Below are 22793 nucleotides of genomic sequence, written 5' to 3' on the forward strand. Positions count from 1 at the left end.
AGTGCTGGCCGCGACCGGCAACGCCCACGCGGCGGACGGCGGCGTGTGGGACCGCATCGCCCAGTGCGAGAGCGGCGGCAACTGGCACATCAACACAGGGAACGGCTACTACGGCGGGCTCCAGTTCGCCGCGAGCACCTGGCGCGCCTATGGCGGCACCGCCTACGCGTCGCGTGCCGACCAGGCCTCCAGGTCCCAGCAGATCGCCGTCGCCACCCGGGTCCAGCAGTCCCAGGGCTGGGGCGCCTGGCCGGTCTGCTCGGCCCGCGCCGGGGCGTCGGGCGGCGCACCCTCGGCCGGCTCGGGGTCCTCCGGGTCCGAGTCGTCGTACGAGTCGAAGTCCACGCACAAGTCGTCGTACGAGTCCAAGTCCACGCACAAGTCCGCGCAGAAGCAGGCCCCCGCGCGGCAGCCGTCGCAGGCGCCCGGCCACGACAGCGGGCACACGGGCCGGCAGAGCTCCCGCGGCGACTACACCGTCCGCGCGGGTGACACGCTCAGCGGCATCGCCGAACGGCACAACACCACCTGGCAGCGGCTCTACGCCCGCAACAGGTCGGTCGTCGGCGGCGACCCCGACCTGATCATGCCCGGCCAGCACCTCGCGCTCTGAGCCGATCACCCGCCCCAGGGACACCAGGCCCCGTCCGGTCCGCCGACCGGACGGGGCCGTCGCGTCGCCGCGTCCCCGGGCTCGCCGGTCCCGCTGCCCGTGCCGCGCGAACTCGCCCGCCTCGCCGCTGAACGCCACGGCGCCGCGGCTCGGTTCGTGGACCACCACCCCGGGGCGGCCGCGCAGCGCGGGCGGCAGCCGCTGCTCGGCCGGCACCACGCACGCGTAGACGCCCGCGAGCAGGCCGTACGTCCGTGCCGCCACCGCCGGTGACATGCCCTGAGCGGGCTCGTCGACGAGCAGCACGCGCGCGCGTGCCGACAGCGCGCGGGGCGGTCGTACGGCCCGAGCCGTTGCGGCCGGGCAGCACGTCCCGCAACTGCCCTACAAGCCCTGGCATCCCCGCCCCGCGTGGCCCCCGCGGGGCGGGAGGCGAGGAGGGGGAAGTGTGCCGGAACCGTGAAATTCCCATGGGGCCGCGCCGCTCCGGCCGCTCGCGCATTCGGAATGCGAGGGCCTCCGCGGCCGCTTCCCGCCGCCTTCCGCCGGGGCTTTCCGGCGGGATTTCACGATGGCCCCGACGGGGTGGCCGCAGGGGTCCGGGAATTGCGTTCGAAAGCCCTCGCAAGGAGGAGTGAACCGTGCGGGAGCATGACGGAGTGCGCTCGGCCGGGGCGTTGGCGTCCTGTGACAGAAGCGTGACAGGAGAGGCGGCGAAGTGCCTGTGAGGTCCAGGTGACCGGCGGTCGGCCGGGCTTCCGCGGGCGGTGGCCGGGGCCTAGCGTGGGCGTATGGCATCCATCCCCACTCCGCCCGCGGAGCCCCAGGACAATCCCGACGGATACGTCGGTCTCGCGGCGGACCGGGCCGAGCGGCTCGCGCGCGAACGCGGGTGGTCCACGGTGCGGTCGCTGCCGCCCGGCGCGATCATCACCATGGAGTACCGGGCGGGGCGGCTGAACTTCGAGGTCGCCGAGGGCCGGGTGATCCGCGCCTGGAAGGGCTGAGCGGGCCGGGAGGCCGGGGATCCCTTCGGGCCGGCCCCGGCTCAGCTGCCCGTCAGCGGGCGGGCGGCCGAGGTGGTGCCGCGCGGGACGCGGTCGGAGTGCGGCACGCGCTCGGAGTGCGGCGGCCGGCGGCTGCCGGCCGGGGTGACCGGGGTGCGCTCCGAGCGGGGCGTGTGCGGACCCGGGGCGAGGTAGACCGGCGTGCGGGCCGTGCGGCCCGCCCCGACCGTCTCGCGGGCGGCCGGGGCCTCTTCCGGCACGGGGGCGCGCGGCTTGAGCACCACGGGAGCCCCGACGGGCACGGCCGGCACGGGCACCGGCACCCGGCTGCCACGGCGGGCGCGCCAGCGGTCGCGCAGGTCGAACAGCGCGGTCTCGGCCCGGGCGATCAGCGGCTCGCACCACGGCAGCGCCAGCAGGATCAGCAGCCCCGCGGCCCAGCCCAGCGTCACGTCGCTGAGCCAGTGGGTGCCCAGGTAGACGGTGGTGAGGCCGACGCCGAGCGAGGTGACCGCGGACAGTGCCGACAGCCATCGGCGCGCTCTCGGAGTGGAGGCCAGATAGGCCAGGATCCCCCAGGTCACCACCGCGTTGGCGGTGTGGCCGCTGGGAAATATATCGCCGCCCAGGCCCATCTCGTTGGAGCCGATGACGGTCGCGTAGTGCGGTCCGAGGCGTCCCATGCCGAGCTTCGCGGCGCCGACCGTGATGTTGAGCAGCAGCAGCGACGCGGCCAGGGTCAGCAGCGGGCGCAGGGTGTGCTGCCGCCAGGAGCGCCAGCCGAGCCAGGCGGCCACCATCACGGCGGTGGGGCCTCGCTGGCCGAGGACCACGTAGTAGTCGAGGAACGCGTGGATCTGCGGCCACTGCTGGTACGGCCGGAAGAACATGACCTGCCAGTCGAGCCGGACCAGCCAGGAGGTGGTCACCACGGCCCAGACGATGGACAGGTAGAACGCCAGGGTCGCCGAGAACAGCACCACGCGGTGCCGGCTCATTCTCGGCACGTCGATGTGCGCCGGTCGTTGCGGCTCACGGTCCAGCCTGGCGAACACCCGGTCCAGGCGGGTGAGGGTTCCTTCGGTACGCACCTAATCGACGTTACAGCGAGTGAGCTCAGTTCCCGGACGAATCACGGGGTTTGTGATGACGATGTGATGTGGGATTGCTCTCAACGGGCCTTTAAATCCCCGGATTCGGCAATCTCCGGGGCCGCCGCCCTGCATTTCCTTTGATCATTCCGGCAAACACTTATATGGCGCTTATGAATACGTTGACCGAACGCTCGGATGGAATTCACCGTGTGCTCATCGGATCAGCTCCCCGATCGGTTCGTTGATCGGTTCGTTGACCGGCTCCCCGGTCAACTCCCCGGTCACGGCGGACCGGAGCCGTTCAGCCAGAACGCCCCGTAGACCGCCGAGGCCACCGCCACGCCGCCCACCACCAGTGCCGACCGGGTCACGCGCGCCCGGGCCAGGGCGAGGGCGAGCGGAAGCAGCAGCGGGAAGGCGGGCAGCAGCAGGCGCGGCTTGGAGCCGAAGTAGCTGGACGCGCACAGCGCGAGCGCGGTGACGACCCCCGAGTACACGAGCAGCACCAGCGGTTGCCGCTGCCGCACCCCGGCGACGTAGAGCCGGATCAGCAGGCCGACGCCGGTGATCAGCGCGAGGCCTGCCAGGGCGGAGGGGAAGGACGTGAGCTTGGCGGCGACGAAGCGGGCGAAGGCGTAGCCGCCGTCGAAGCCGTTGCGCCACCCGGCCTGCACGTCGAGGTAGCCGAGCGGGCCCCCGCCGGTGCGGTGGCCCACCCACAGCACGTAACCGGCCGCGCCGAGCGGCGCGAGCAGCATGCCGACGACGGGGCGGAGGGAGGGGGAGAGGCGTGCCGTGAGCGCGGAGGGGAGACGTGCCATGAGCGCGGGGGCGCGTGTCACGTCGAGTGCGCCGTCCGTACGTGTCGCGCCACCGGTTGCCGCGCCCGCGCTCCGGGTTCGCACGAAGGAGGTGACCGCTCCCGTCCACACCGCCGCGACCACGGCGAGGCCGACCGGCCGGGTCAGCCCCGCGAGCAGGGCCAGGGCGCCCGCGGTCACCCAGCGGCCGGTGAGCACGGCGTACAGCGACCAGGCGGCCAGGGCGGTGAACAGCGACTCGCTGTACGCCATCGACTGCACGATCCCCACCGGCAGCACAGCCCACAGCAGCACCGCGCAGACCCCGGCCCGGGCCCCGTACACATGGTCGGCGACCGCGAAGATCCCCCAGGCCGCGGCGAGCGAGGCGAGCAGGCTCACCACGAAGCCGGCGTCGGCGTACGACGCTCCGGTCACGGCCGCCAGCAGCCGCTCCAGGCCGGGCAGGAGCGGGAAGAAGGCCAGGTCGGAGTGGACGTCGCCGTTCGGGAGCCGTACCTCGTAGCCGTAGCCGCCCGCGGCCACCCTGGCGTACCAGAGGGAGTCCCAGCGGGCGGTCAGCAGGGTGTACGCGCTCTTGTCGCGGGCACCGCTCCACAGCGCCAGCGCCAGCAGGCCGAGGACGCGTACGGACGCGTACCCGAGCAGCGCGGGGGCGGCCCGGCGCAGGGCACCGGGCCGGGCCACTGCCACGGGCGTCGCTAGATCGGTCACGGGCTCGATTATCGACCGGACCCGGAACCGGACCTCCCGCCGGGGCGTGGTGAAGGGGGAGGGCAGTGGCGTACGCCACACGCGTTCCCCGCGGAGTCTGAGAGGTGGACCACGTGCCGCCCGGCCGAATGCGCGTACGCTGACGTGTCACTCGCGTGTTGTCGCGGGGCCGGGGACCACCGCTCCTCTCCGGCCGAGCCGCGGGAAGTCCCCGCCCGCCGGCCCGCCTAACGCGAGGGTTCATCTGGGAGGTACGTACATGTCCGGGACGACCACGGCCGCGTCCACGCCGCGCCGTCGGGCGGCCGGGGCCGGTGCCAATCGCTGGGTCGTCCTGGTCGTGCTCTGCGTCAGCCTGCTGCTGGTCGCGGTGGACGCCACCGTGCTGCACGTGGCGGTGCCCGCCGTCACCGAGGACCTCAGGCCCGGCGCCATCGAACTGCTCTGGATCGTCGACACCTACCCCCTGGTCTGCGCCTCGCTGCTGATCCTCTTCGGCACGCTGGGCGACCGGGTGGGCCGCAGACGGATCCTGCTGCTCGGCTACGCCCTGTTCGGCGTCGCCTCCGCGGTGGCGGCGTTCGCGCACCATCCGCAGACGCTCATCCTCGCCCGGGGCCTGCTCGGCGTCGGCGGTGCGATGATCATGCCGGCCACGCTGTCGATCCTGCGGCAGGTCTTCCCCGACCGGCGCGAGCGGGCGCTCGCGATCGGCGTGTGGAGCGCGGTCGCGGCGGTCGGCGCGGCCGTGGGGCCGCTGCTCGGCGGCTTCCTCCTGGAGCACTTCTGGTGGGGGTCGGTCTTCCTCGTCAACATTCCGCTGATGCTGGTCAGCCTGCCGGTGGGCCGGCTGCTGCTGCCCGAGTCGACCGGTGAGCGGGACGGCCCCTGGGACGTGGTCGGCGCGGTGATGGCGGCGGCCGGGCTGTTCGGCACGGTGCTGGGCGTGAAGCGGCTCGGCGGCGGCGAGCCGGCGCTGAGCGCCCTCACCCTGGGGCCGCTGCTGGTGGGCGCGGTGCTGCTGGTGACCTTCGTACGGCGTCAGCGGCGGCGCACGCATCCGCTGGTGGACCTCGGGATGTTCGCACGGCCGGCGTTCAGTACGTCGGTGGGCTGCATCGTGCTGGCGATGCTGGCGCTGGTCGGCCTGGAGCTGATCGCGGCGCAGTACCTCCAGCTGGTGCTCGGGCTCTCCCCGCTCCAGACGGGCCTGCGGCTGCTGCCGCTGACCTTCGCCGCGATGGCGGCCGGGCTGCTGGGGGCGCGGATGCTGCGGCGGTTCGGGCCGCGCCGGATGGTCTGCGTCGGCTTCTGCGTGACCGCGGCCGCCGTGGTGCTGCTGACGGCGATGGGCGGCGAGGACGACGCGCCGCTGCTGCTGTCCGGCTTCGTGCTGCTCGGCTTCGGCCTGGAGACGACGCTGTTCGGGGCGTACGAGTCGATGCTGAGCGAGGCGCCCCCGGCCCAGGCGGGCGGGGCCGCGGCGATCGGCGAGACCTCCTACCAGCTCGGGGCGGGCATGGGCATCGCCCTCCTCGGCACGGTGATGAACGCCGCCTACGCGCCCGGCCTCGCGGACGTGCCGGGCGTGCCGTCCTCGGCCTCGGCGTCCGCCTCGCACTCGCTGGGCGAGGCCTACGGGGTCGCCGGGCGGCTCGGCGGCGCGGCGGGCGACGCCCTGCGGCACGCGGCCCGGGACTCCTTCGTGCACGGGCTGCATGTGACGCTGCTGGTGAGCGCGGGGCTGCTGCTGCTCGGCGCGGTGATGGCGCTGCGGCTGCCGCGCGTGATGCACTGCGAGGAGGAGACCCCGGTGGAGCTGCCGGCCCAACGCGAGGTCGAGCGAGACCGCGTCTCGGCATGAGCGCCACGCAGGGGCGCACCGCGTGGGCACCGTGCTGGGTGGTGTGGCGGTGGCACCGCGCAGGGTGGCGTGTCGCGTGGGCACCCCGCAGGGGTGCGTGGGGTGGACTCGGCGGGCGTCGCGCCGTAACGTCGGGGCCACGATTTAACTAGCGCTGCTAGTTTCGAGTTGCCGGAGGGTGTCCCATGTCCGCGTCCTCGACGTTGCCCCCGTTCGACCCCGCCGACCCCTTGGGGATCGACGATCTTCTGGACGCCGAGGACCTCGCCGTCCGGGACACCGTGCGCAGCTGGGCGGCCGACCGGGTCCTGCCGCACATCGCCGGGTGGTACGAGAGCGGCGAGCTGCCCGGCATCCGCGAGCTGGCCCGCGAACTGGGCTCCATCGGCGCGCTCGGGATGTCGCTCAGCGGATACGGGTGCGCGGGCGCCAGCGCCGTCCAGTACGGGCTGGCCTGTCTGGAGCTGGAGGCCGCCGACTCCGGCATCCGCTCCCTGGTCTCCGTGCAGGGCTCGCTCGCCATGTACGCCATCCACCGCTTCGGCAGCGAGGAGCAGAAGCAGCGGTGGCTGCCCCGGATGGCGGCCGGCGAGGTGATCGGCTGCTTCGGGCTCACCGAACCCGACCACGGCTCAGACCCCGCCTCCATGCGCACCCACGCCAAGCGCGACGGCGGCGACTGGGTGCTCAACGGCCGCAAGATGTGGATCACCAACGGCTCGGTGGCCGGGGTCGCCGTCGTCTGGGCGCAGACCGAGGACGGCATCCGCGGCTTCGCCGTCCCCACCGACACCCCCGGCTTCTCCGCCCCCGAGATCAAGCACAAGTGGTCGCTGCGCGCCTCCGTCACCAGCGAGCTGGTGCTCGACGACGTACGGCTGCCCGCCGACGCCGTACTCCCCGGGGTCACCGGGCTGCGCGGACCGCTCAGCTGTCTCTCGCACGCCCGCTACGGCATCGTCTGGGGGGCGATGGGCGCGGCCCGCTCCTGCCTGGAGGCCGCCGTGGACTACGCGAAGTCGCGCGAGCAGTTCGGCAGGCCCATCGGGGGCTTCCAGCTCACCCAGGCCAAACTCGCCGACATGGCGGTCGAACTGCACAAGGGGATTCTGCTCGCCCACCATCTGGGGCGGCGCATGGACGCCGGCCGCCTGCGTCCCGAGCAGGTCAGCTTCGGCAAGCTCAACAACGTGCGCGAGGCGATCGAGATCTGCCGCACGGCGCGCACGATCCTCGGCGCGAACGGCATCTCGCTCGAATACCCCGTGATGCGGCACGCGACCAACCTCGAGTCGGTGCTCACCTACGAGGGCACCGTCGAGATGCACCAGCTCGTGCTGGGCAAGGCGCTCACCGGGCTCGACGCCTTCCGGTGAGCCCCCGGGGCGCGGGCCCCGGGCAGGGCAGGGCCGCTCGTACGGCCCTGCCTCAGCTCTGGTTGAAGAACCCGTCCGAGCGGTGCGCCCCCGGGTCGCCGCTCACGATCTCGGTGTCGGCCGGGGACAGCAGGAACACCCGCGTCGACACCCGGTCGATGGAGCCGCGCAGCCCGAAGACCAGCCCGGCCGCGAAGTCCACCACGCGCTTGGCGTCGGCCGGCTCCATGGCCGTCAGGTTCACGATGACGGGCACGCCCTCGCGGAACAGCTCGCCGATCGCGCGGGCGTCCCGGAAGCTGTCCGGCGTGACCGTGCCGATCCGGCGGCCCTTCTCCTCGGCCGTGTCCGTGGCCACCTTCACCCGGGGGTCGGTGACCCAGGCGTCCCCGGACTCGGTCCCCTCGGAGTAGTCGTCGTCGTAGTAGCGCTCGTCATCGTTGTCGTCGACGAGGCCGAGCCACGCACTCGCCTTGCGTACCGATCCCATGGACGCCTCCTCTCACAGCGGTCTCATCTGCTTTCCGCATCCCTATGGTCATCCATGATGCGGACGGCGTGCCAAGTGAATAGACGCCGTGCGGGGGGTTTGTGACGGTACTGGTGCACAGCCGATCCGTCGAGAGCCCGTGTGCCCCAAGGGTCATGTCCTACACGGCTGCTGACTGAGAGTGAAATATGATTGTCCACGGCACATGGGTGATGCACGGTGCGTACGGGTGAACGAAGGGGTCGGTACGATGCGGCCGATCTGCGTCGTACGCATCACGGGGGAACGTCGTGTTCGGAATTGTCAGGCCGTGCCGTCACCGGCTCGGGAAAAATCTCAGCGCCCAGTGGATGGCCCACCTGTGCGGGCTGTGTCTCGCGCTGCGCGGCGACCACGGTCAGCTCGCCCGGATCGCCACCAACTACGACGGGCTCCTCATATCGGTTCTGACGGAGGCCCAGGTCCGGCCGGACGGCGGCCCCGGCTCCGGCGGCGGGCGGCGGCGGACCGCCGGGCCCTGTCCGCTGCGGGGCATGCGCACCGCGTCCGTCGCCGAGGGCGAGGGCGCGCGGCTCGCCGCGGCCGTCTCGCTGGTGCTGGCCTCGGCCAAGACGCGCGACCACATCGACGACCGCGACGGGCTGCTGGGCCGCCGGCCGGTGGCGCTCGCCGCCCGCAGGGTCGCCGACAGCTGGTCGCGCGCGGGCGCCCGCACCGGAGCCGGCGTCGGCTTCGACACCGCAGTACTCCTCGACGCGGTGGACCGGCAGGCCGGAATCGAGGCGCTCGCCGGGCCCGGCACGCCGATCCTCACCGTCACCGAGCCGACCGAGACCGCCACCGCGGCGGCCTTCGCGCACACCGCTCACCTCGCCGGGCGGCCGGGCAACGCCGCTCCCCTCGCCGAGGCAGGGCGCCTCTTCGGCCGGCTCGCGCACCTCCTGGACGCCGTGGAGGACCGCGAGGCCGACGCCGCCTCGGGCGCCTGGAACCCGCTCACGGCGACCGGCACCCCGCTCGCCGAGGCCCGCCGGCTCGCCGACGACGCCGTGCGGGGCGTCCGGCTCGCCCTGAAGGACGTCGAGTTCGAGGACGGCCGCCTCGCCCACCTCCTCCTCGCGCACGAGCTCGGCCGCTCGGTCGACCGCGCCTTCGGCACGGACTCCTGCGGACACGGACACCCGCACGGGAACACCCACGGTCCGGCCGCACCCGAGGCCGGGCCGGGAGCCGCGGTCCAGACCGCGCCCGAGGCCGCCTTCGGGCCGCCGCAGGCTCCGTTCACGCCGCACGACCCCGGTGTCGGGGCGCCGCCGCCCTCCGGGGACCGGCGCGGTTTCTGGGCCGGGTGTGCGGCGGCCCTCGCCGTGTGCTGCACCTGCAAGGTGTGCTGTGCCGACGAGTTCGAGGGCCCGTGGTCGGGCCGCCGACGCCAAGGCGCGTGCGGCAACTGCGACTGCGGCGACTGCGGTGACTGCTGCGATGTCTGCGAGTGCTGCGGGAACTGCTGCAGTTGCGACTGCGGCTGCGACTGTTAGACGAGCTGAGGGCAACTGCGCGAGCTGAGGGGAGGGGCCCGTGTGAAGGCGGGCGCCCGGCGCGGAGAAGGGCGCGGGGCAGCGGGGCGGACCCATGCCCGGGAGCTGCCCGAACGGCCGTCGGCCGGGCCCGGGCCCGCGCTCGTCGTGGTCGGGGCCGGCCCGCGCGGCACCGGCCTGATCGAGCGCATCGCCGCCAACGCACCCGAGCTGTGAGCCGGTTCGGGCATCGACATCCCCGCGGGTACTGGTCACCGGCGTGTGGACCTGGGCGACGGTGAGCCGGCGGCCGGACGGGGCGCGGGGGCCGCTGTACCGGGGTGGCCCGGTCGACCTCGCCGAACTGATCGCCGCCTGGCACCAGGGCGGCGCCGCCGACGGCTTCCGCCTGGTGCCCACCGAGCCGCGCCGCGATCCGGAGCGGCTGGTCCACGCCACCGTGGCGCTGCTCCGGCACCGCGGTCTGTTCCGCGCCTTCCACCCCGGCAGCACCCTGCGGGAGCACCTGGGCCTGGCCCGCCCCGCGGGACGGTACGCCGTCACCGGGGGAGCCGCCTCGTGACCGGCCCGCGGGGCCATCCGGTCGTCGTCCGGACGGGGGATCGGGGCGCGCGGCGCCACTCCCGGGCGGCCGCGGCCCGACTCCGCCGCGCGGACGGCGCCGACAGGGGCGCATCGCGCACGCGGCACCGGGGCGCCCCAGTGCGCTCACACCTCGGTTTGGCCGCCCGGCCGCGCATGGAAGGGTTGATCACATGACGGACGCATCCGGCCAGTGGAAGCAGTGGCACGAGCGCCGCACCGAAACGGTGTCGGCGCCCTACGGCCCGCTCGCGCCGACCGGCACCCACTGGCTCGCGGACTATCCGGACGGTCGAATTCCGGACATCCCCGGGTCCTGGGCGGCCGACGGCGACGCGGTCTTGCTCACCGCGGCCACGTCGGACGGACTGACCGTCGACGGCCGGCCGCTCGACGGCCGGGTGCGGCTGGAGGCGGACACCGGTCCGGTGGAGTCCGCCCGGGTGGCGCTGGGCGGACGCCGGCTGGTCGTGCTGGTCCGCGAAGGGGCGTGGGGCGTGCGCGACTACGACCCCGGTGCCCCCGCGCGCCGGGCGTTCCGCGGCATCGCGGCCACCGCGTACGACCCGGACTGGTCGGTGCCGGGGCGCTTCGCGCCGTACCGGGAGAGCCGTACCGTGCGCGTGCCGAACGCGGACGGACGCAGCCGTGGCCTGGCCCTCGCCGGGGAGCCGGCGGAGCCGGCCTTCGAACTCGGTGGCGAGCGGCGGACGCTGAAGGCGGCACGGCAGCCGGACGGCTCGCTGTGGGCGGTGTTCGCGGACGCCACCAGCGGGGACGGGGGCTTCCGGTTCCGTTTCCCGTACGCCGAGGCCCCCGACGCCGGGGGGCTGACCACGGTGGACTTCAACCGTGCCCCACTGCCGCCGTGCGCGTTCGCCGACGACTTCGTCTGCCCCTTCCCGCCGCCCGGGAACACCTTCGGCCTGGCGATACCGGCCGGGGAGCGCACCCTGCTCTGAGGCGACTTCCCGGCTACTGGCAGAGCGTCAAACCACCCTTATCGCACACAGATCCCTCGGAACGAACGGGCCCGCACGGCCGAAAGGCACCCTTGCGCCGACCGGCCGTTCGGCCGAATACTCCCCCTCAGCGCTTGTCAGGGGCACGGCTTGTCCGGAATCCGGACGCGCGCCCCCTGGCTGCGCCTCACGGGCCCCGACCCCACGCGGGCCCCCGACTTCCTTTGTGGAGGACCGAAAAGTGAGGATCAAGCGCACCACCCCCCGCAGCGGCATCACGAGACGGACCCGGCTGATCGCCGTGGCCACCGGCCTCGTTGCCGCCGCCTCGTTCGCGGTCCCCAGCGCGAACGCGTCCGACACCGGCACCTTCAGCGCCGCCCAGCTCACCAAGGCGAGCGACTCGGTGCTCAAGGCCGACGTCCCGGGCACCGCCTGGGCGGTGGACAGCAGGACCAACCGGGTCGTCGTCACCGTCGACAGCCGGGTCTCCCAGGCGGAGATCGCCCGGATCAAGCAGCAGGCGGGGACCAACTCCGGTGCCCTGACCATCAAGCACACACCGGGCAGGTTCAACAAGCTGATCTCCGGCGGCGACGCCATCTATGCGAGTAGCTGGCGCTGCTCGCTGGGCTTCAACGTCCAGGACTCCAGCGGCAACTACTACTTCCTGACCGCCGGTCACTGCACCGACGGCGCCGGCACCTGGTGGTCGAACTCCTCGCACTCGACCACGCTCGGCACCACCGCCGGCTCCTCCTTCCCCGGCAACGACTACGGCATCGTGCGCTACACCAACAGCTCGGTGACCAAGTCGGGCGCCGTGGGCAGCGTGGACATCAAGAGCGCGGCCACCCCGTCGGTCGGCACCACCGTCTACCGCCGGGGCTCCACCACCGGCATCCACAGCGGCCGCGTCACCGCGCTCAACGCCACGGTCAACTACGGCGGCGGTGACGTCGTCTACGGCCTCATCCAGACCACGGTCTGCGCCGAGCCCGGCGACTCCGGCGGCCCGCTGTACTCCAACAGCGGCATCGCCTACGGCCTGACCTCCGGCGGCAGCGGCGACTGCTCCTCCGGCGGCACGACCTTCTTCCAGCCGGTCACCGAGGCACTGAGCGCCTACGGGGTCCACGTCTACTGACGTCCCGGAGCCCCCGCGCGCGACCGGCGTGCGGGGGCTCTCGCTCGGCTTCCGATGTCTGCCGATGTCTGCCGGTGTCTGCCGGTGTCTCCCGGCGTCGACTTCAGGACAGGGCCGGACCTCACGGACGGTTGACCGGTTGCCCGCACACAGTGTTTGCAGTGCGAACGCGGCCTTGACGACCTCGGACGGTCAAGGCCTAGGGGGCGTACGCCGGTTGACGTACGTGCGTCCAGAACTCGACCTTGTGTGCTCCCCGCGGGCCTGGGAATAGTAGGCGCCGTTCAACCGCCTTCCGGCCCGCGAGGTCCCCACAACCTCCCGGGCCGACCCCCCACAGGAGGAAGCAAGTTGAAGCATCGACGCATACCCCGGCGCCGAGCGGCCGTGGCGGGCGCGGGCATCGCCGCCCTCGTCGCCGCCGGTCTCACCTTCCAGAGTGCGAACGCCAGTGAGCCCGCCAAGCCCCCCACGGCCCGGGTCCTGTCCGCCCCCGCGGCCGGAAAGCTCGCCTCGACCCTGCTGAAGGACCTCGGTGCCGACGCGGCGGGCACGTACTACGACGCGCGGGACAGGAGCCTGGTGGTCAACGTGCTCGACGAGAGCGCGGCCAAGGCGGTCGAGTCGGCCGGGGCCAGGGCGAGAGTCGTGACGAACTCCCTCGCCGAACTCGAGGGCGCCCGCACCACGTTGAAGAAGGACGCGACCATCCCCGGCACCTCGTGGGCGACCGACCCCGTCACCAACAAGGTCGTCGTCACCGCCGACCGGACGGTCTCCAAGGAGGAGTGGGCCAAGCTCTCCGAGGTCGTCGGCGGACTCGGCGCCAAGGCCGAACTCAAGCGCTCCAAGGGACAGTTCAAACCCTTCGTCGCGGGCGGTGACGCCATCACCGGCTCCGGCGGGCGCTGCTCGCTCGGCTTCAACGTGGTCAAGGACGGGCAGCCGTACTTCCTCACCGCCGGACACTGCACCCAGGCCATCTCCACCTGGTCCGACTCCAGCGGCCAGGTGATCGGCGCCAACGCGCAGTCCAGCTTCCCGGGCAACGACTTCGGCCTGGTCAGGTACACCGCGAGCGTGGACCACCCGAGCGCGGTCGACCTCTACGACGGCTCCTCGCAGCCGATCGCCAAGGCGGGCGAGGCGACCGTCGGCGAGCGGGTCACCCGCAGCGGCTCGACCACCCATGTGCACAGCGGCACGGTCACCGGCCTCAACGCCACGGTGAACTACTCCGAGGGCACGGTCAGCGGGCTCATCCAGACCGACGTGTGCGCCGAGCCGGGCGACAGCGGCGGCTCGCTGTTCGACGGCGACACCGCGATCGGCCTCACCTCCGGCGGCAGCGGCGACTGCGCCTCCGGCGGCGAGACCTTCTTCCAGCCGGTCACCGAGGCACTGTCGGCGACCGGGAGTCGGATCGGCTGAGCCCATCCGCCGCTGACGCCACTGAACGACCCCCGAGACCCCCACGGGATCCTCCGGGATCCGCGAAGACCCCGTCCTCGCGCGCGAGCGCACGAGAGGGCGGGGTCTTCGCGTCGGTCAGTCGGCGCGGTCCGGATCGGTGAAGGTGTCGTTCCCGGGCCGGCCGGGGGCGCCGCGAGGGGAGGGCTCATCGGGCCGGCCGCTCGCGCCGTCCCCGGTGGGCTCCGGCTCGTACGACCGCTCCTGCCTCTGTTCCCCTTGCCCCGCTTCCTGTTCCTGTCGCTGCCGTCTCTGCCGCGACCACGCCGCCAGCAGCGTCAGGACCACCCCGGCGACCGCCCAGGCCGCCGGCACCAGCAGTGAGGACGTCAGGGCGTTGCTCCGGAAGTACGCGATCGAGCGGGCCGCCCAGGTACCCGCGCCCGGGGGCAGCGCCGGGCCGATCGTCCGCCAGAACGGCGGCAGCATCGGCAGCGGGAAGGCGCCGCCCGCGCTCGGGTTGCCCGCGATCACCACCAGCAGGATCGCCAGACCGATGCCGACGATGCCGAAGATCCCCTGGAGGGCCAGGGTGGCGGCGCCCACCGCGAAGGTGACCAGCGCCCCGAGCCCCCACAGCTGGAGCACACCGCCCGGCAGCGCGCCGAGCACCGGCCCCACGATGACCGCGCCGCCCAGCCCGCCGACGGCCGCGACCAGCGCCATCGCGCCCAGCCGGATCGCCGCGCGGCGCGGGTTGGCGGCCCGCGCCCCGGCGCTGATGGCGAGGATCGAGGCGCACAGGTATCCGCCGACGCTCCAGCCCACGACCAGATAGAAGGACGACAGTCCGTCGAAGTCTCCGGTGGAGGCCGGGGCCACGTCGACCGTGCGTACCGTCCGTTTCTCGGTGCGCTCCACGGCGGTGAGCAGGTTCTCCAGGGTGGTGGCGAGGACGGTGCCGCCGCCGGAGGCGACCAGCAGGGTGTCGGTGGTGCCGGCCGGGTCGACCAGCAGGGCGCCGTCGATGTCCCGGTGCAGGATCTGCCGGCGGGCCGCCGCCTCCCCGGCCACCTCGCGCGGGTCCAGGGACGAGCCGGGCAGCCGCTCCAGCCGGGCCGTGGTCCGCGCGGCCGCCGCCTGCGGCGCGACCACGCCGATCACGAGCAGCGTGGCCCGCGGGGTGACGGCGTCCCGCACCTCCTCGCGGAAGGGGCTGAGACGCCGGTGGGCGTGGGGGTGTGTCATGCCCTTCACGCTCCGTGGCGGGCACCGTTTGCGCAGGTGGGACACGCCCGAACGGATGTCGTACACATGTTCGGTGATGGGGGTATGGTGGGGAGGAGAGAGTAGGGAACTGATGTTCGAGAGCCCGTCGCGGGCTCACGGCTGCGGGAGGTGCGGGTGCCGGGCTTCACGCATCTGCACACCGTCTCCGGGTTCTCCCTGCGCTATGGCGCCTCGCACCCGGAGCGGCTGGCCGAGCGCGCCGCCGAGCGGGGCATGGACGCCCTCGCGCTCACCGACCGCGACACCCTCGCCGGCACGGTCCGCTTCGCCAAGGCATGCGCGGCCGCCGGGGTGCGCCCGCTGTTCGGCGCGGAACTGGCGGTGGCCGGCCCCGAGCCCGTACGGGAAGGGGCGCCCGGGCGGCGGGGAGCGTCCGCAGGCCGGGAGGGGCGGGCGGAGCGGCGCCGGGCCCCGGTGCGCGGTGGCGCCTTCATCGACGAGTCGACCCCGCGCGTCACCTTCCTCGCCCGGGACGGCGCCCGAGGCTGGGCCGATCTGTGCCGCCTGGTCAGCGCCGCCCACGCGTCCGCCGGGCCCCCGGCCGCGCCCGGGCAGGGAGGATCCTCGTCCGGCACCCCGCTGCTCGACTGGCCCGACAACCACGCCGACGGCCTGACCGTGCTGCTCGGTCCCGGCTCCGACGTCGGCCGGGCGCTGGCCGCCGGCCGCCCCGACCGGGCCGCGCGGCTCCTCGTCCCCTGGCGCGAGGTCTACGGCGACGCCCTGCGCCTGGAGGCCGTCTGGCACGGCCGCAAGGGCACCGGGCCCGGCTCGCTGCGCCTGGCCGCCCGCACCGTGGGCTTCGCCGCCGAGCAGCGGGTGCGGCCCGTGCTCAGCAACGCCGTCCGCTACGCCGACCCCGGCCAGGGCCCGGTCGCGGACATCCTGGACGCCGCCCGCCGGCTGGTCCCCGTGGACGCCGGCCGGGAGCTGGACTCCGGCGAGGCCTGGCTGAAGGACCCGGCCGCCATGCTGCACGCGGCCGAGCGGATCGTCGAGGCCGCGGGCTTCCGGCGCGAGGCCGCCCACCGGCTGCTGGAGCAGACGCGGGCCACGGCCGCCGAGTGCCTGGTCGACCCCGAGGACGACCTCGGCATGGGTACCGTCCACTTCCCCGAGCCGCACCTGGTCGGCGCCGCCCGCCGCACCGCCCAGCGCACGCTCGCCTCCCGGGCGGCCGCGGGCATGGTGCTGCGCGGCTACGCGGGCCGGCGCGACTACTGGGAGCGGATGCACCACGAGCTGGACATCATCGCCCACCACGGCTTCGCTTCCTACTTCCTCACCGTCGCCCAGGTCGTGGACGACGTACGGGGAATGGGCATCCGGGTCGCGGCCCGCGGCTCCGGCGCGGGCTCCCTCGTCAACCACCTCCTCGGCATCGCCCACGCCGACCCGGTCGAGCACGGGCTGCTGATGGAGCGGTTCCTGTCCAAGCGGCGGATGGTCCTGCCCGACATCGACGTCGACGTGGAGTCCGCGCGCCGCCTGGAGGTCTACCGCGCGATCATCGGCCGGTTCGGCACCGAGCGGGTCGCCACGGTCGCCATGCCGGAGACGTACCGCGTGCGGCACGCGATCCGGGACGTGGGCGCGGCCCTGTCCATGGACCCCGCCGAGATCGACCGGGTCGCCAAGTCCTTCCCGCACATCCGCGCCCGTGACGCCCGCGCGGCCCTCGAGGAGTTGCCCGAACTCCGGGCGCTGGCGGGGGAGAAGGAGCGGTACGGCAGGCTCTGGGAGCTGGTCGAGGCGCTGGACGCCCTCCCGCGCGGGGTCGCCATGCACCCGTGCGGGGTGCTGCTCTCCGACGCCTCCCTGCTCTCCCGTACACCGGTCATGCCCACCAGCGGCGAGGGCTTCCCCATGTCCCAGTTCGACAAGGACGACGTGGAGGACCTCGGGCTGCTCAAGCTGGACGTGCTGGGCGTGCGGATGCAGTCGGCGATGGCGCACGCGGTCGCGGAGGTGGAGCGGGCCACGGGGGAGCGGATCGACCTGGACGCGGTGCCCGAGGGCGACCCGGCGACGTACGGGCTGATCCGCTCGGCCGAGACCCTCGGCTGCTTCCAGATCGAGTCGCCGGGCCAGCGGGACCTGGTGGGGCGGCTCCAGCCGGCCACCTTCCACGACCTGGTGGTCGACATCTCGCTCTTCCGGCCCGGGCCGGTCGCCGCCGACATGGTGCGGCCGTTCATCGAGGCCCGGCACGGGCGGGCGCCGGTGCGCTATCCGCATCCGGACCTCGCGGAACCGCTGCGGGAGACGTACGGCGTCGTCGTCTTCCACGAGCAGATCATCCACATCGTGCACCTCATGACCGGCTGCGGACGCGACGAGGCCGACCGGGTGCGGCGCGGGCTGTCCGACCCGGAGTCGCAGGGGCGGATCAAGGTGTGGTTCGCCCAGCACGCGGCGGCGAAGGGATACGACGCGGAAACGATTCGCCGCACCTGGGAGATCGTCGAGGCCTTCGGTTCGTACGGCTTCTGCAAGGCGCACGCGGTGGCCTTCGCGGTGCCGACGTACCAGTCGGCCTGGCTGAAGGCCCATCACCCGGCCGCCTTCTACGCGGGGCTGCTCACGCACGACCCCGGGATGTATCCCAAGCGGCTGCTGCTGGCGGACGCGCGGCGGCGCGGGGTGCCGATCCTGCCGCTGGACGTGAACAGGTCGGGAGTCGCACACCGTATCGAACTGGTGTCTGAATCTAAGGAGTGGGGGCTGCGGTTGGCGCTCTGCGACGTGCACGGGATCAGCGAGGCCGAGGCGGCCCGGATCGCGGACGGACAGCCCTACGCCTCGCTGCTGGACTTCTGGGAGCGGGCCCGGCCGAGCCGGCCCGTCGCCGGACGGCTCGCCCAGGTGGGCGCGCTGGACGCGTTCGGCGCCAACCGCCGCGACCTGCAACTGCACCTGACCGAGCTGCACCGCGGCGCCCGGGGCGCGGGCGGCGGCCAACTGCCCCTGGCCGGCGGCCGGAAGACCGCCGCGGCCGGGCTGCCCGACCTCACCGACGCCGAGCGGCTCAGCGCCGAACTGGGCGTGCTGTCCATGGACGCCTCGCGCAACCTGATGGACGACCACCGGGAGTTCCTGGCCGAGCTGGGCGTGGTCTCCGCGCGCCGGCTGCGCGAGGCGCGGCACGGCGAGACCGTGCTGGTCGCGGGCGCCAAGGCGGCCACCCAGACCCCACCGGTCCGCTCCGGCCGGCGGGTCATCTTCTCCACGCTCGACGACGGCACCGGCCTGGTCGACCTCGCCTTCTTCGACGACTCCCACGACGCCTGCGCGCACACCGTCTTCCACTCCTGGCTGCTGCTGGTGCGCGGAGTGGTGCAGCGGCGCGGTCCGCGGAGCCTCAGCGTGGTCGGCTCCGCCGTCTGGAACCTCGCCGAACTGGCCGAACTGCGTGCCGAGGGCGGCCTGGAGGAGGTCGCGGCCCGGCTGGCCCGGCCGGGCGGACCGCCGGACGGAGGAGCCGCTGGAGGGCCGGACGCAGAAGCGGGAGGCGAACCGGGTGCACGCGCGGGCGGTGGCGGCGAGGGCGCGCGGCGGGCCCGGCTCGCCGGTTCCGACGGCCTGCCCGCCCCGGCCGGCTCGGCGGCGCGGGACCCGATGGAGGACGCCCGCGCCCGCAGCATCCGCATGCCCACCGGCTACGAGATGCACCCATGGGCGGATCTGCGGCCCGCGGGCGAAGGACCCGCGAGCGGAAGGAAGTTGTGGCACCAGAGTCCGGGGAGTGCGGGATGACCATCCTCTGCGTACGTTTCCAGCTGCCGCCGGCGAGCGAGGCGGCCCTGCCGGGGCTGCTCGGGCTCCTGGAGGAGTTCACCCCGGTGGTCGAGGCGCTGCCGCCGGACGGTGCGCTGGCCGATGTGCGCGGCGCCGAACGGTACTTCGGGCGGGACGCGGTCGAGCTGGCGTCGGTGATCCGGGTCCGCGCCCTCGCGCTGCACGGCGTCGACTGCGCGATCGGCGCCGGACCGGGCCCGATGCTGGCCCGCATGGCCCTGCGCGGCGCCCGCGCCGGGCTGACCCGCGCGGTGCCGGGCGACCCGGACGCGATCGCGGAGTTCCTCGCCGGGCTGCCGGTCACCGCCCTGCCCGGCGTCGGCACGGCGACGGCCCGCACCCTGGACGAGTACGGCCTGGACACGCTCGGCCGGGTCGCCGCCGCACCCCTGTCCACGCTCCAGCGCCTGGTCGGCGCGCGGACCGGCCGCGAACTGCACGAGAAGGCGAACGGCGTCGACCGCGGCCGGGTCGTCCCCAACGGCGTCTCCCGGTCCCTGGCCACCGAACGCCCCTTCGACCGCGACGAACTGGACCCCGGCCGCCACCGCGCGGCGCTGCTGTCGGCCGCGGAGGAGCTGGGCGCCCGGCTGCGCGCCGTCGGCAAGGTGTGCCGCACCCTGACCCTCACCGTGCGCTACGCCGACCGGTCCGCCACCACCCGCACCCGCACCCTCGCGGAGCCGACCGCGCACTCGGCCGCGCTCACCGGGGCCGCGTACGCCATGTACGAGGCCCTGGGCCTCCAGCGCGCCCGGGTCCGCGTGCTCGCCCTGCGCGCCGAGGGCCTGGCCCCCGCCGAACAGGCCTCCCACCAGCTCACCTTCGACCCCGTGGACGAGAAGGTCCGCCGTCTGGAGGAGGTCGCCGACCGCGCGCGGGCCAGGTTCGGCCCCCGGGCGGTGATCCCGGGCACGCTGGCCGCCTGACTCAGCAGGCCCATGGCGGGGTGAGCCGGGTGCCGTCCTCCAGGCGGGCCCGAAGCCCCAGGGACGTGGTCACCCAGGAGACGGCGGTGCGGTCCGTGGGATTCTCGACGGTGAACAGCGTGCCGGGACCGACGATCACCGTGTCGCCGGGGGCGATCCGCTCGGTGCGGCCGTCGAGGGTGACCAGCAGCTCGCCCTCGAGCAGGTGGAATATCTCCTCGTGGCTGACGGTGTGGGCGGGCGCCTTCGTGCCCCCGGGGATCTCGCCGCGCCAGGCGGCCAGTTCGCGCGCGCCGGTGCGCGCGGCGGCGTACGAGACGAAGCGGGCGCCGTGCAACTCGTGGGTCACGGCTTCGGACGGGCGGACGACGGGCATGGGTCTCCTCCGACGGATAATGGTCAACCTGCTTGACTACCTTGATTGCTCCAATGGTCAAGCTCCTTGACCAATACGTCAAGGGTGTTTCAATGCCGTCGTGCAGAACTCCGAGGCCATGGCCCTGTCCGCAGCCCTGCTCGCCGTCGCCGGTGAGCTCACTCAGCGCATCCACGACGGGGTCGTGGCGCGGGGGTTCGAGGGGGTCAGGCCCGCGCACGGGTTCGCGTTCGCGCGGCTGGCTCCCGGCGGGGCGACGGTCACCGAGCTCGCCGCGCACCTCGGCGTCACCAAGCAGGCGGCCAGCCAGCTCGTGGACGAGATCGTGCGCAAGGGCTACGCGGAGCGGCGGCCGCACCCCGGTGACGCGCGGGCGCGGCTGGTCGTGCTGACCGAGCGGGGGTGGGACTGCACGCGCGCGGCGGAGGAGGCGGCCGCGGAGGCCGTGCGGGCCTGGGCCGCGGTCACCGGCGAGGCGGAAGTCCGGAAACTGGGGCGGCTGTTGGGGCGTATCGCACCCTATGGGCCTGTGCGGCCCGCCTGGTGATGTTTCGTCAGGTCCACTATCACAGTCCCCGGCCGTCACCGGAAGTTTTTTACTGACCCGTAACTTCACACTTCCACTACTCGCCCGTAACTTGGCGAGTGAACAGCATCCTCGTGATCCGGATCACAGGGCACCGTGCCGTCGCACCTCCCTTGAGCCGCAAGGAGATCACACGATGCTGCCCATCAAGCGCGTCCTCAGACCGCTGGCCGCCCTGCTCCTGGCCGCCGCCGTCGCCACCGTCCCGGCCGCCACCGCCACCGCCTCCGACGCAACGACCAGCGGCTGGAACGACTACAGCTGCAAGCCCTCCGCCGCCCACCCCCGCCCCGTCGTCCTCGTCCACGGCACCCTCGGCAACTCCGTGGACAACTGGCTGTCCCTCGCGCCGTACCTGGAGCACCGCGGGTACTGCGTCTTCTCCCTGGACTACGGCCAGTTGCAGGGCGTCCCGCTGTTCCACGGCCTCGGCCCCATCGACAAGTCGGCCGCGCAGCTGTCCGACTTCGTCGACAAGGTGCTCGCCGCCACCGGAGCCGGCAAGGCCGACCTCGTCGGCCACTCGCAGGGCGGCATGATGCCCCGCTACTACCTGAAGTTCCTCGGCGGGGCCGCCAAGGTGAACGCCCTCGTCGGCCTCGCGCCCGACAACCACGGCGCCACCCTCGGCGGCCTGACCAACCTGCTGCCGTACTTCCCCGGCGCCGAGGACCTCATCTCCGCCGCAACCCCCGGCCTCGCCGACCAGATCCCCGGGTCCGCCTTCCTCACCAAGCTCAACGACGGCGGCGACACCGTGCCCGGGGTGCACTACACGGTCATCGCCACCAAGTACGACGAGGTCGCCACGCCCTGGCGGAGCCAGTACCTCAGCGGCTCCGACGTCCACAACGTGCTGCTGCAGGACCTGTGCCCGCTCGACCTGTCCGAGCACGTGGCGATCGCCCTGCTCGACCGGATCGCCTTCCACGAGGTGGCCAACGCGCTCGACCCGGCCCACGCCACCGCCACCACCTGCGCGTCCGTCTTCAGCTGACGTGCGTTTCGGGGCCTGTCCGGCCTGAGCCGCCGGACAGGCCCCGCGTTCGGGTGCGGCCGCCTCAGCGGCCGTGCCTGCCGCCGGCGCCGTTCGCACGCCGGCGCACCGAGGCGAACAGGGCCGCCGAGCCCAGCGCCAGGGCGGCCGCGCCGCCGACCGCGACGTACGGGGCGCTGCCGTCGCCGCCGGTCTCGGCGAGGCTGCCGGAGGCGCCGTCGGACTTCGGCCGGTCGGCGGCCGGGGCCGCCGCCCCCGTGGAGGCGCCGGCCTGCGGCGTGTGCTCCGTGGTGTGCTGCGACGCCGGGGACGCGGTCGCGCCGGCCGTCGGGTCCGTGGTCGTACGGGCGTCGGCGTCGCCGTGGCCGTGATGCTCGACCGTCGACCGGCCGGCGCCGTCCTCGATCTGACGCTCGGTCGGCGCGGACGCGGCCGGCGCGGGCGAGGAGCCGCCCGGGGTCCCGCCGTTGCCGCTTCCGCCGCCGAACGTCACGTCCGAGCAGGAGTAGAAGGCCTCCGGGCTGTCCGAGCGCTGCCACACCGCGTACAGCAACTGCTTGCCGGAGCGCTCCGGGAGCGTGCCGGAGAACGTGTAGAAGCCGCCCGAGGCGACCGGGTCGACGGCCGTCGCGACCGGGTGCGTCAGATCCAGGTCCGCCCAGGCCGGCGGCTTCGACGGGTCGTACCCCGGCTTGGTGACGTAGACCTTGAAGGTGCCCTTGTGGGGTGCGGTCACGCGGTACTTGAAGGTGTACGAGCCGCTGCTCACCGCGGTCGCGGGCCAGTCCGCGCGGGGCAGGTCCAGGCCCTTGAACTCCTCGTTGCCCGCGCTGCACAGCTTGCCGTCCGGTATGAGCTCCTGGTGCCGGCCGTTCGCGTCGCCGATCCGGATGCCGTTCCAGTCGTAGAGCGCCTGGGTGCCGCCGGCCGCGACCGCCGCCCGGCAGGCCGCCGACCGCGGATTCTCGGGGCCCTCCGCGTAGCACTGGGCGACCCGGCTGACCGGGTCGCCCATGGAGCCGTGCGCGGACGCGGGTGCGGCGGCCAGCGCGGTCAGGGCGAGCGGCGCCAGGCCGAGGGCGGCGAGCGTGACGGCCGTACGGCGTGCGGGCATGGGAGAACTCCTCGGAACGGTCCGCATACGGGGAGAACGGGGAACCGGCGTCGCGGGCGGGAGCCGCGGGCCGAATCCCGTGGGG

At 73.8% G+C, this 22793-nt stretch carries 19 protein-coding genes and 2 pseudogenes; 14 read left to right on the forward strand and 7 right to left on the reverse strand.

Going from position 1 to position 22793, the window contains the following annotated elements:
- A partial coding sequence (locus IE249_RS25435) for a LysM peptidoglycan-binding domain-containing protein (RefSeq protein ID WP_229859255.1) occupies window positions 1-613 on the forward strand: 613 nt, incomplete at its 5' end.
- 105 nt (window positions 614-718) lie between these two features.
- On the opposite strand, the pseudogene IE249_RS38480 reads toward IE249_RS25435, so the two are convergent.
- Window positions 719-943: pseudogene (locus IE249_RS38480) on the reverse strand (ABC transporter); the annotation flags it as partial.
- Between the two features lie 461 nt (window positions 944-1404).
- On the opposite strand from IE249_RS38480, the gene IE249_RS25440 reads away from it, so the two are divergent.
- A complete protein-coding gene (locus IE249_RS25440) occupies window positions 1405-1620 on the forward strand; it encodes an I78 family peptidase inhibitor (protein ID WP_189708271.1) in 216 nt (71 codons plus the stop codon).
- Between the two features lie 41 nt (window positions 1621-1661).
- Here IE249_RS25440 and IE249_RS25445 read toward each other — a convergent pair whose 3' ends face one another.
- Window positions 1662-2711: a phosphatase PAP2 family protein gene (locus IE249_RS25445; protein ID WP_189708273.1), complete on the reverse strand. Its 1050-nt coding sequence runs from the start codon at window positions 2709-2711 to the stop codon at window positions 1662-1664.
- A gap of 284 nt (window positions 2712-2995) precedes the next feature.
- Entirely contained in the window at window positions 2996-4249 is a 1254-nt protein-coding gene (locus IE249_RS25450; protein ID WP_189708275.1) for a putative hexosyltransferase, read from the reverse strand.
- A 259-nt stretch (window positions 4250-4508) separates the two neighbouring features.
- Here IE249_RS25450 and IE249_RS25455 point away from each other — a divergent pair, with 259 nt between their 5' ends.
- Entirely contained in the window at window positions 4509-6113 is a 1605-nt protein-coding gene (locus IE249_RS25455; protein WP_189708277.1) for an MFS transporter, read from the forward strand.
- A 185-nt stretch (window positions 6114-6298) separates the two neighbouring features.
- Window positions 6299-7489 (forward strand): acyl-CoA dehydrogenase family protein, encoded by a 1191-nt coding sequence (locus tag IE249_RS25460; protein ID WP_189708279.1) that lies wholly within the window; start codon window positions 6299-6301, stop codon window positions 7487-7489.
- Window positions 7490-7541: 52 nt separating this feature from the next.
- Here IE249_RS25460 and IE249_RS25465 read toward each other — a convergent pair whose 3' ends face one another.
- Complete coding sequence (locus IE249_RS25465) at window positions 7542-7979, reverse strand: cell division protein SepF (RefSeq protein WP_189708282.1); 438 nt, start codon at window positions 7977-7979, stop codon at window positions 7542-7544.
- Window positions 7980-8269: 290 nt separating this feature from the next.
- Between IE249_RS25465 and IE249_RS25470 the strand changes: the two genes are divergently transcribed.
- From IE249_RS25470 to IE249_RS25495, 6 genes and pseudogenes are all read left to right on the forward strand, one after another.
- Window positions 8270-9517, forward strand: a complete 1248-nt coding sequence (locus IE249_RS25470; RefSeq protein ID WP_189708284.1) for a DUF5685 family protein — start codon at window positions 8270-8272, stop codon at window positions 9515-9517.
- A 42-nt stretch (window positions 9518-9559) separates the two neighbouring features.
- Window positions 9560-9733, forward strand: coding sequence for a hypothetical protein (locus tag IE249_RS25475; RefSeq protein WP_189708458.1), 174 nt, complete (start codon window positions 9560-9562; stop codon window positions 9731-9733).
- A gap of 82 nt (window positions 9734-9815) precedes the next feature.
- A pseudogene (locus IE249_RS25480) lies at window positions 9816-10079 on the forward strand (LLM class flavin-dependent oxidoreductase); the annotation flags it as partial.
- Between the two features lie 193 nt (window positions 10080-10272).
- Window positions 10273-11061: a DUF1684 domain-containing protein gene (locus IE249_RS25485; protein WP_189708286.1), complete on the forward strand. Its 789-nt coding sequence runs from the start codon at window positions 10273-10275 to the stop codon at window positions 11059-11061.
- 241 nt (window positions 11062-11302) lie between these two features.
- Window positions 11303-12208, forward strand: coding sequence for a S1 family peptidase (locus IE249_RS25490; RefSeq protein WP_189708288.1), 906 nt, complete (start codon window positions 11303-11305; stop codon window positions 12206-12208).
- Window positions 12209-12559: 351 nt separating this feature from the next.
- The gene (locus tag IE249_RS25495; protein WP_189708290.1) at window positions 12560-13639 is read left to right on the forward strand and encodes a S1 family peptidase; all 1080 of its coding nucleotides are present in this window, start codon (window positions 12560-12562) and stop codon (window positions 13637-13639) included.
- Window positions 13640-13756: 117 nt separating this feature from the next.
- Here the strand turns inward: IE249_RS25495 and IE249_RS25500 are convergent, their stop codons facing one another.
- Complete coding sequence (locus IE249_RS25500) at window positions 13757-14866, reverse strand: ABC-2 transporter permease (RefSeq protein WP_229859258.1); 1110 nt, start codon at window positions 14864-14866, stop codon at window positions 13757-13759.
- A gap of 156 nt (window positions 14867-15022) precedes the next feature.
- On the opposite strand from IE249_RS25500, the gene IE249_RS25505 reads away from it, so the two are divergent.
- Together IE249_RS25505 and IE249_RS25510 are read left to right on the forward strand one after the other, a co-directional pair.
- Window positions 15023-18664, forward strand: a complete 3642-nt coding sequence (locus IE249_RS25505) for a DNA polymerase III subunit alpha (protein ID WP_189708292.1) — start codon at window positions 15023-15025, stop codon at window positions 18662-18664.
- The gene (locus IE249_RS25510; RefSeq protein ID WP_189708294.1) at window positions 18661-19635 is read left to right on the forward strand and encodes a DNA polymerase Y family protein; all 975 of its coding nucleotides are present in this window, start codon (window positions 18661-18663) and stop codon (window positions 19633-19635) included. Before IE249_RS25505 ends, IE249_RS25510 begins: the two co-directional genes overlap by 4 nt.
- A gap of 1 nt (window position 19636) precedes the next feature.
- On the opposite strand, the gene IE249_RS25515 is transcribed toward IE249_RS25510, so the two are convergent.
- The gene (locus IE249_RS25515; protein WP_189708296.1) at window positions 19637-20011 is read right to left on the reverse strand and encodes a cupin domain-containing protein; all 375 of its coding nucleotides are present in this window, start codon (window positions 20009-20011) and stop codon (window positions 19637-19639) included.
- 100 nt (window positions 20012-20111) lie between these two features.
- Between IE249_RS25515 and IE249_RS25520 the strand changes: the two genes are divergently transcribed.
- A complete protein-coding gene (locus tag IE249_RS25520) occupies window positions 20112-20558 on the forward strand; it encodes a MarR family winged helix-turn-helix transcriptional regulator (protein WP_189708297.1) in 447 nt (148 codons plus the stop codon).
- Between the two features lie 175 nt (window positions 20559-20733).
- Window positions 20734-21594 (forward strand): esterase/lipase family protein, encoded by an 861-nt coding sequence (locus IE249_RS25525; RefSeq protein WP_189708298.1) that lies wholly within the window; start codon window positions 20734-20736, stop codon window positions 21592-21594.
- 64 nt (window positions 21595-21658) lie between these two features.
- Here the strand turns inward: IE249_RS25525 and IE249_RS25530 are convergent, their stop codons facing one another.
- Window positions 21659-22708, reverse strand: coding sequence for a lytic polysaccharide monooxygenase auxiliary activity family 9 protein (locus IE249_RS25530; RefSeq protein ID WP_189708299.1), 1050 nt, complete (start codon window positions 22706-22708; stop codon window positions 21659-21661).
- Window positions 22709-22793 lie beyond the last annotated feature (85 nt).

The sequence above is a fragment of the Streptomyces anandii JCM 4720 genome (assembly GCF_014650655.1).
GTDB lineage: Bacteria > Actinomycetota > Actinomycetes > Streptomycetales > Streptomycetaceae > Streptomyces > Streptomyces anandii.

Bases quoted from the DNA above. Each gene is read 5' to 3' on its own strand.
- IE249_RS25510 (WP_189708294.1), top strand. From the start codon at position 18,661: ATGACCATCCTCTGCGTACGTTTCCAGCTGCCGCCGGCGAGCGAGGCG.
- IE249_RS25500 (WP_229859258.1), bottom strand. From the start codon at position 14,866: ATGACACACCCCCACGCCCACCGGCGTCTCAGCCCCTTCCGCGAGGAG.
- IE249_RS25515 (WP_189708296.1), bottom strand. From the start codon at position 20,011: ATGCCCGTCGTCCGCCCGTCCGAAGCCGTGACCCACGAGTTGCACGGC.
- IE249_RS25530 (WP_189708299.1), bottom strand. From the start codon at position 22,708: ATGCCCGCACGCCGTACGGCCGTCACGCTCGCCGCCCTCGGCCTGGCG.
- IE249_RS25440 (WP_189708271.1), top strand. From the start codon at position 1,405: ATGGCATCCATCCCCACTCCGCCCGCGGAGCCCCAGGACAATCCCGAC.
- IE249_RS25455 (WP_189708277.1), top strand. From the start codon at position 4,509: ATGTCCGGGACGACCACGGCCGCGTCCACGCCGCGCCGTCGGGCGGCC.
- IE249_RS25460 (WP_189708279.1), top strand. From the start codon at position 6,299: ATGTCCGCGTCCTCGACGTTGCCCCCGTTCGACCCCGCCGACCCCTTG.
- IE249_RS25485 (WP_189708286.1), top strand. From the start codon at position 10,273: ATGACGGACGCATCCGGCCAGTGGAAGCAGTGGCACGAGCGCCGCACC.
- IE249_RS25465 (WP_189708282.1), bottom strand. From the start codon at position 7,979: ATGGGATCGGTACGCAAGGCGAGTGCGTGGCTCGGCCTCGTCGACGAC.
- IE249_RS25525 (WP_189708298.1), top strand. From the start codon at position 20,734: ATGCTGCCCATCAAGCGCGTCCTCAGACCGCTGGCCGCCCTGCTCCTG.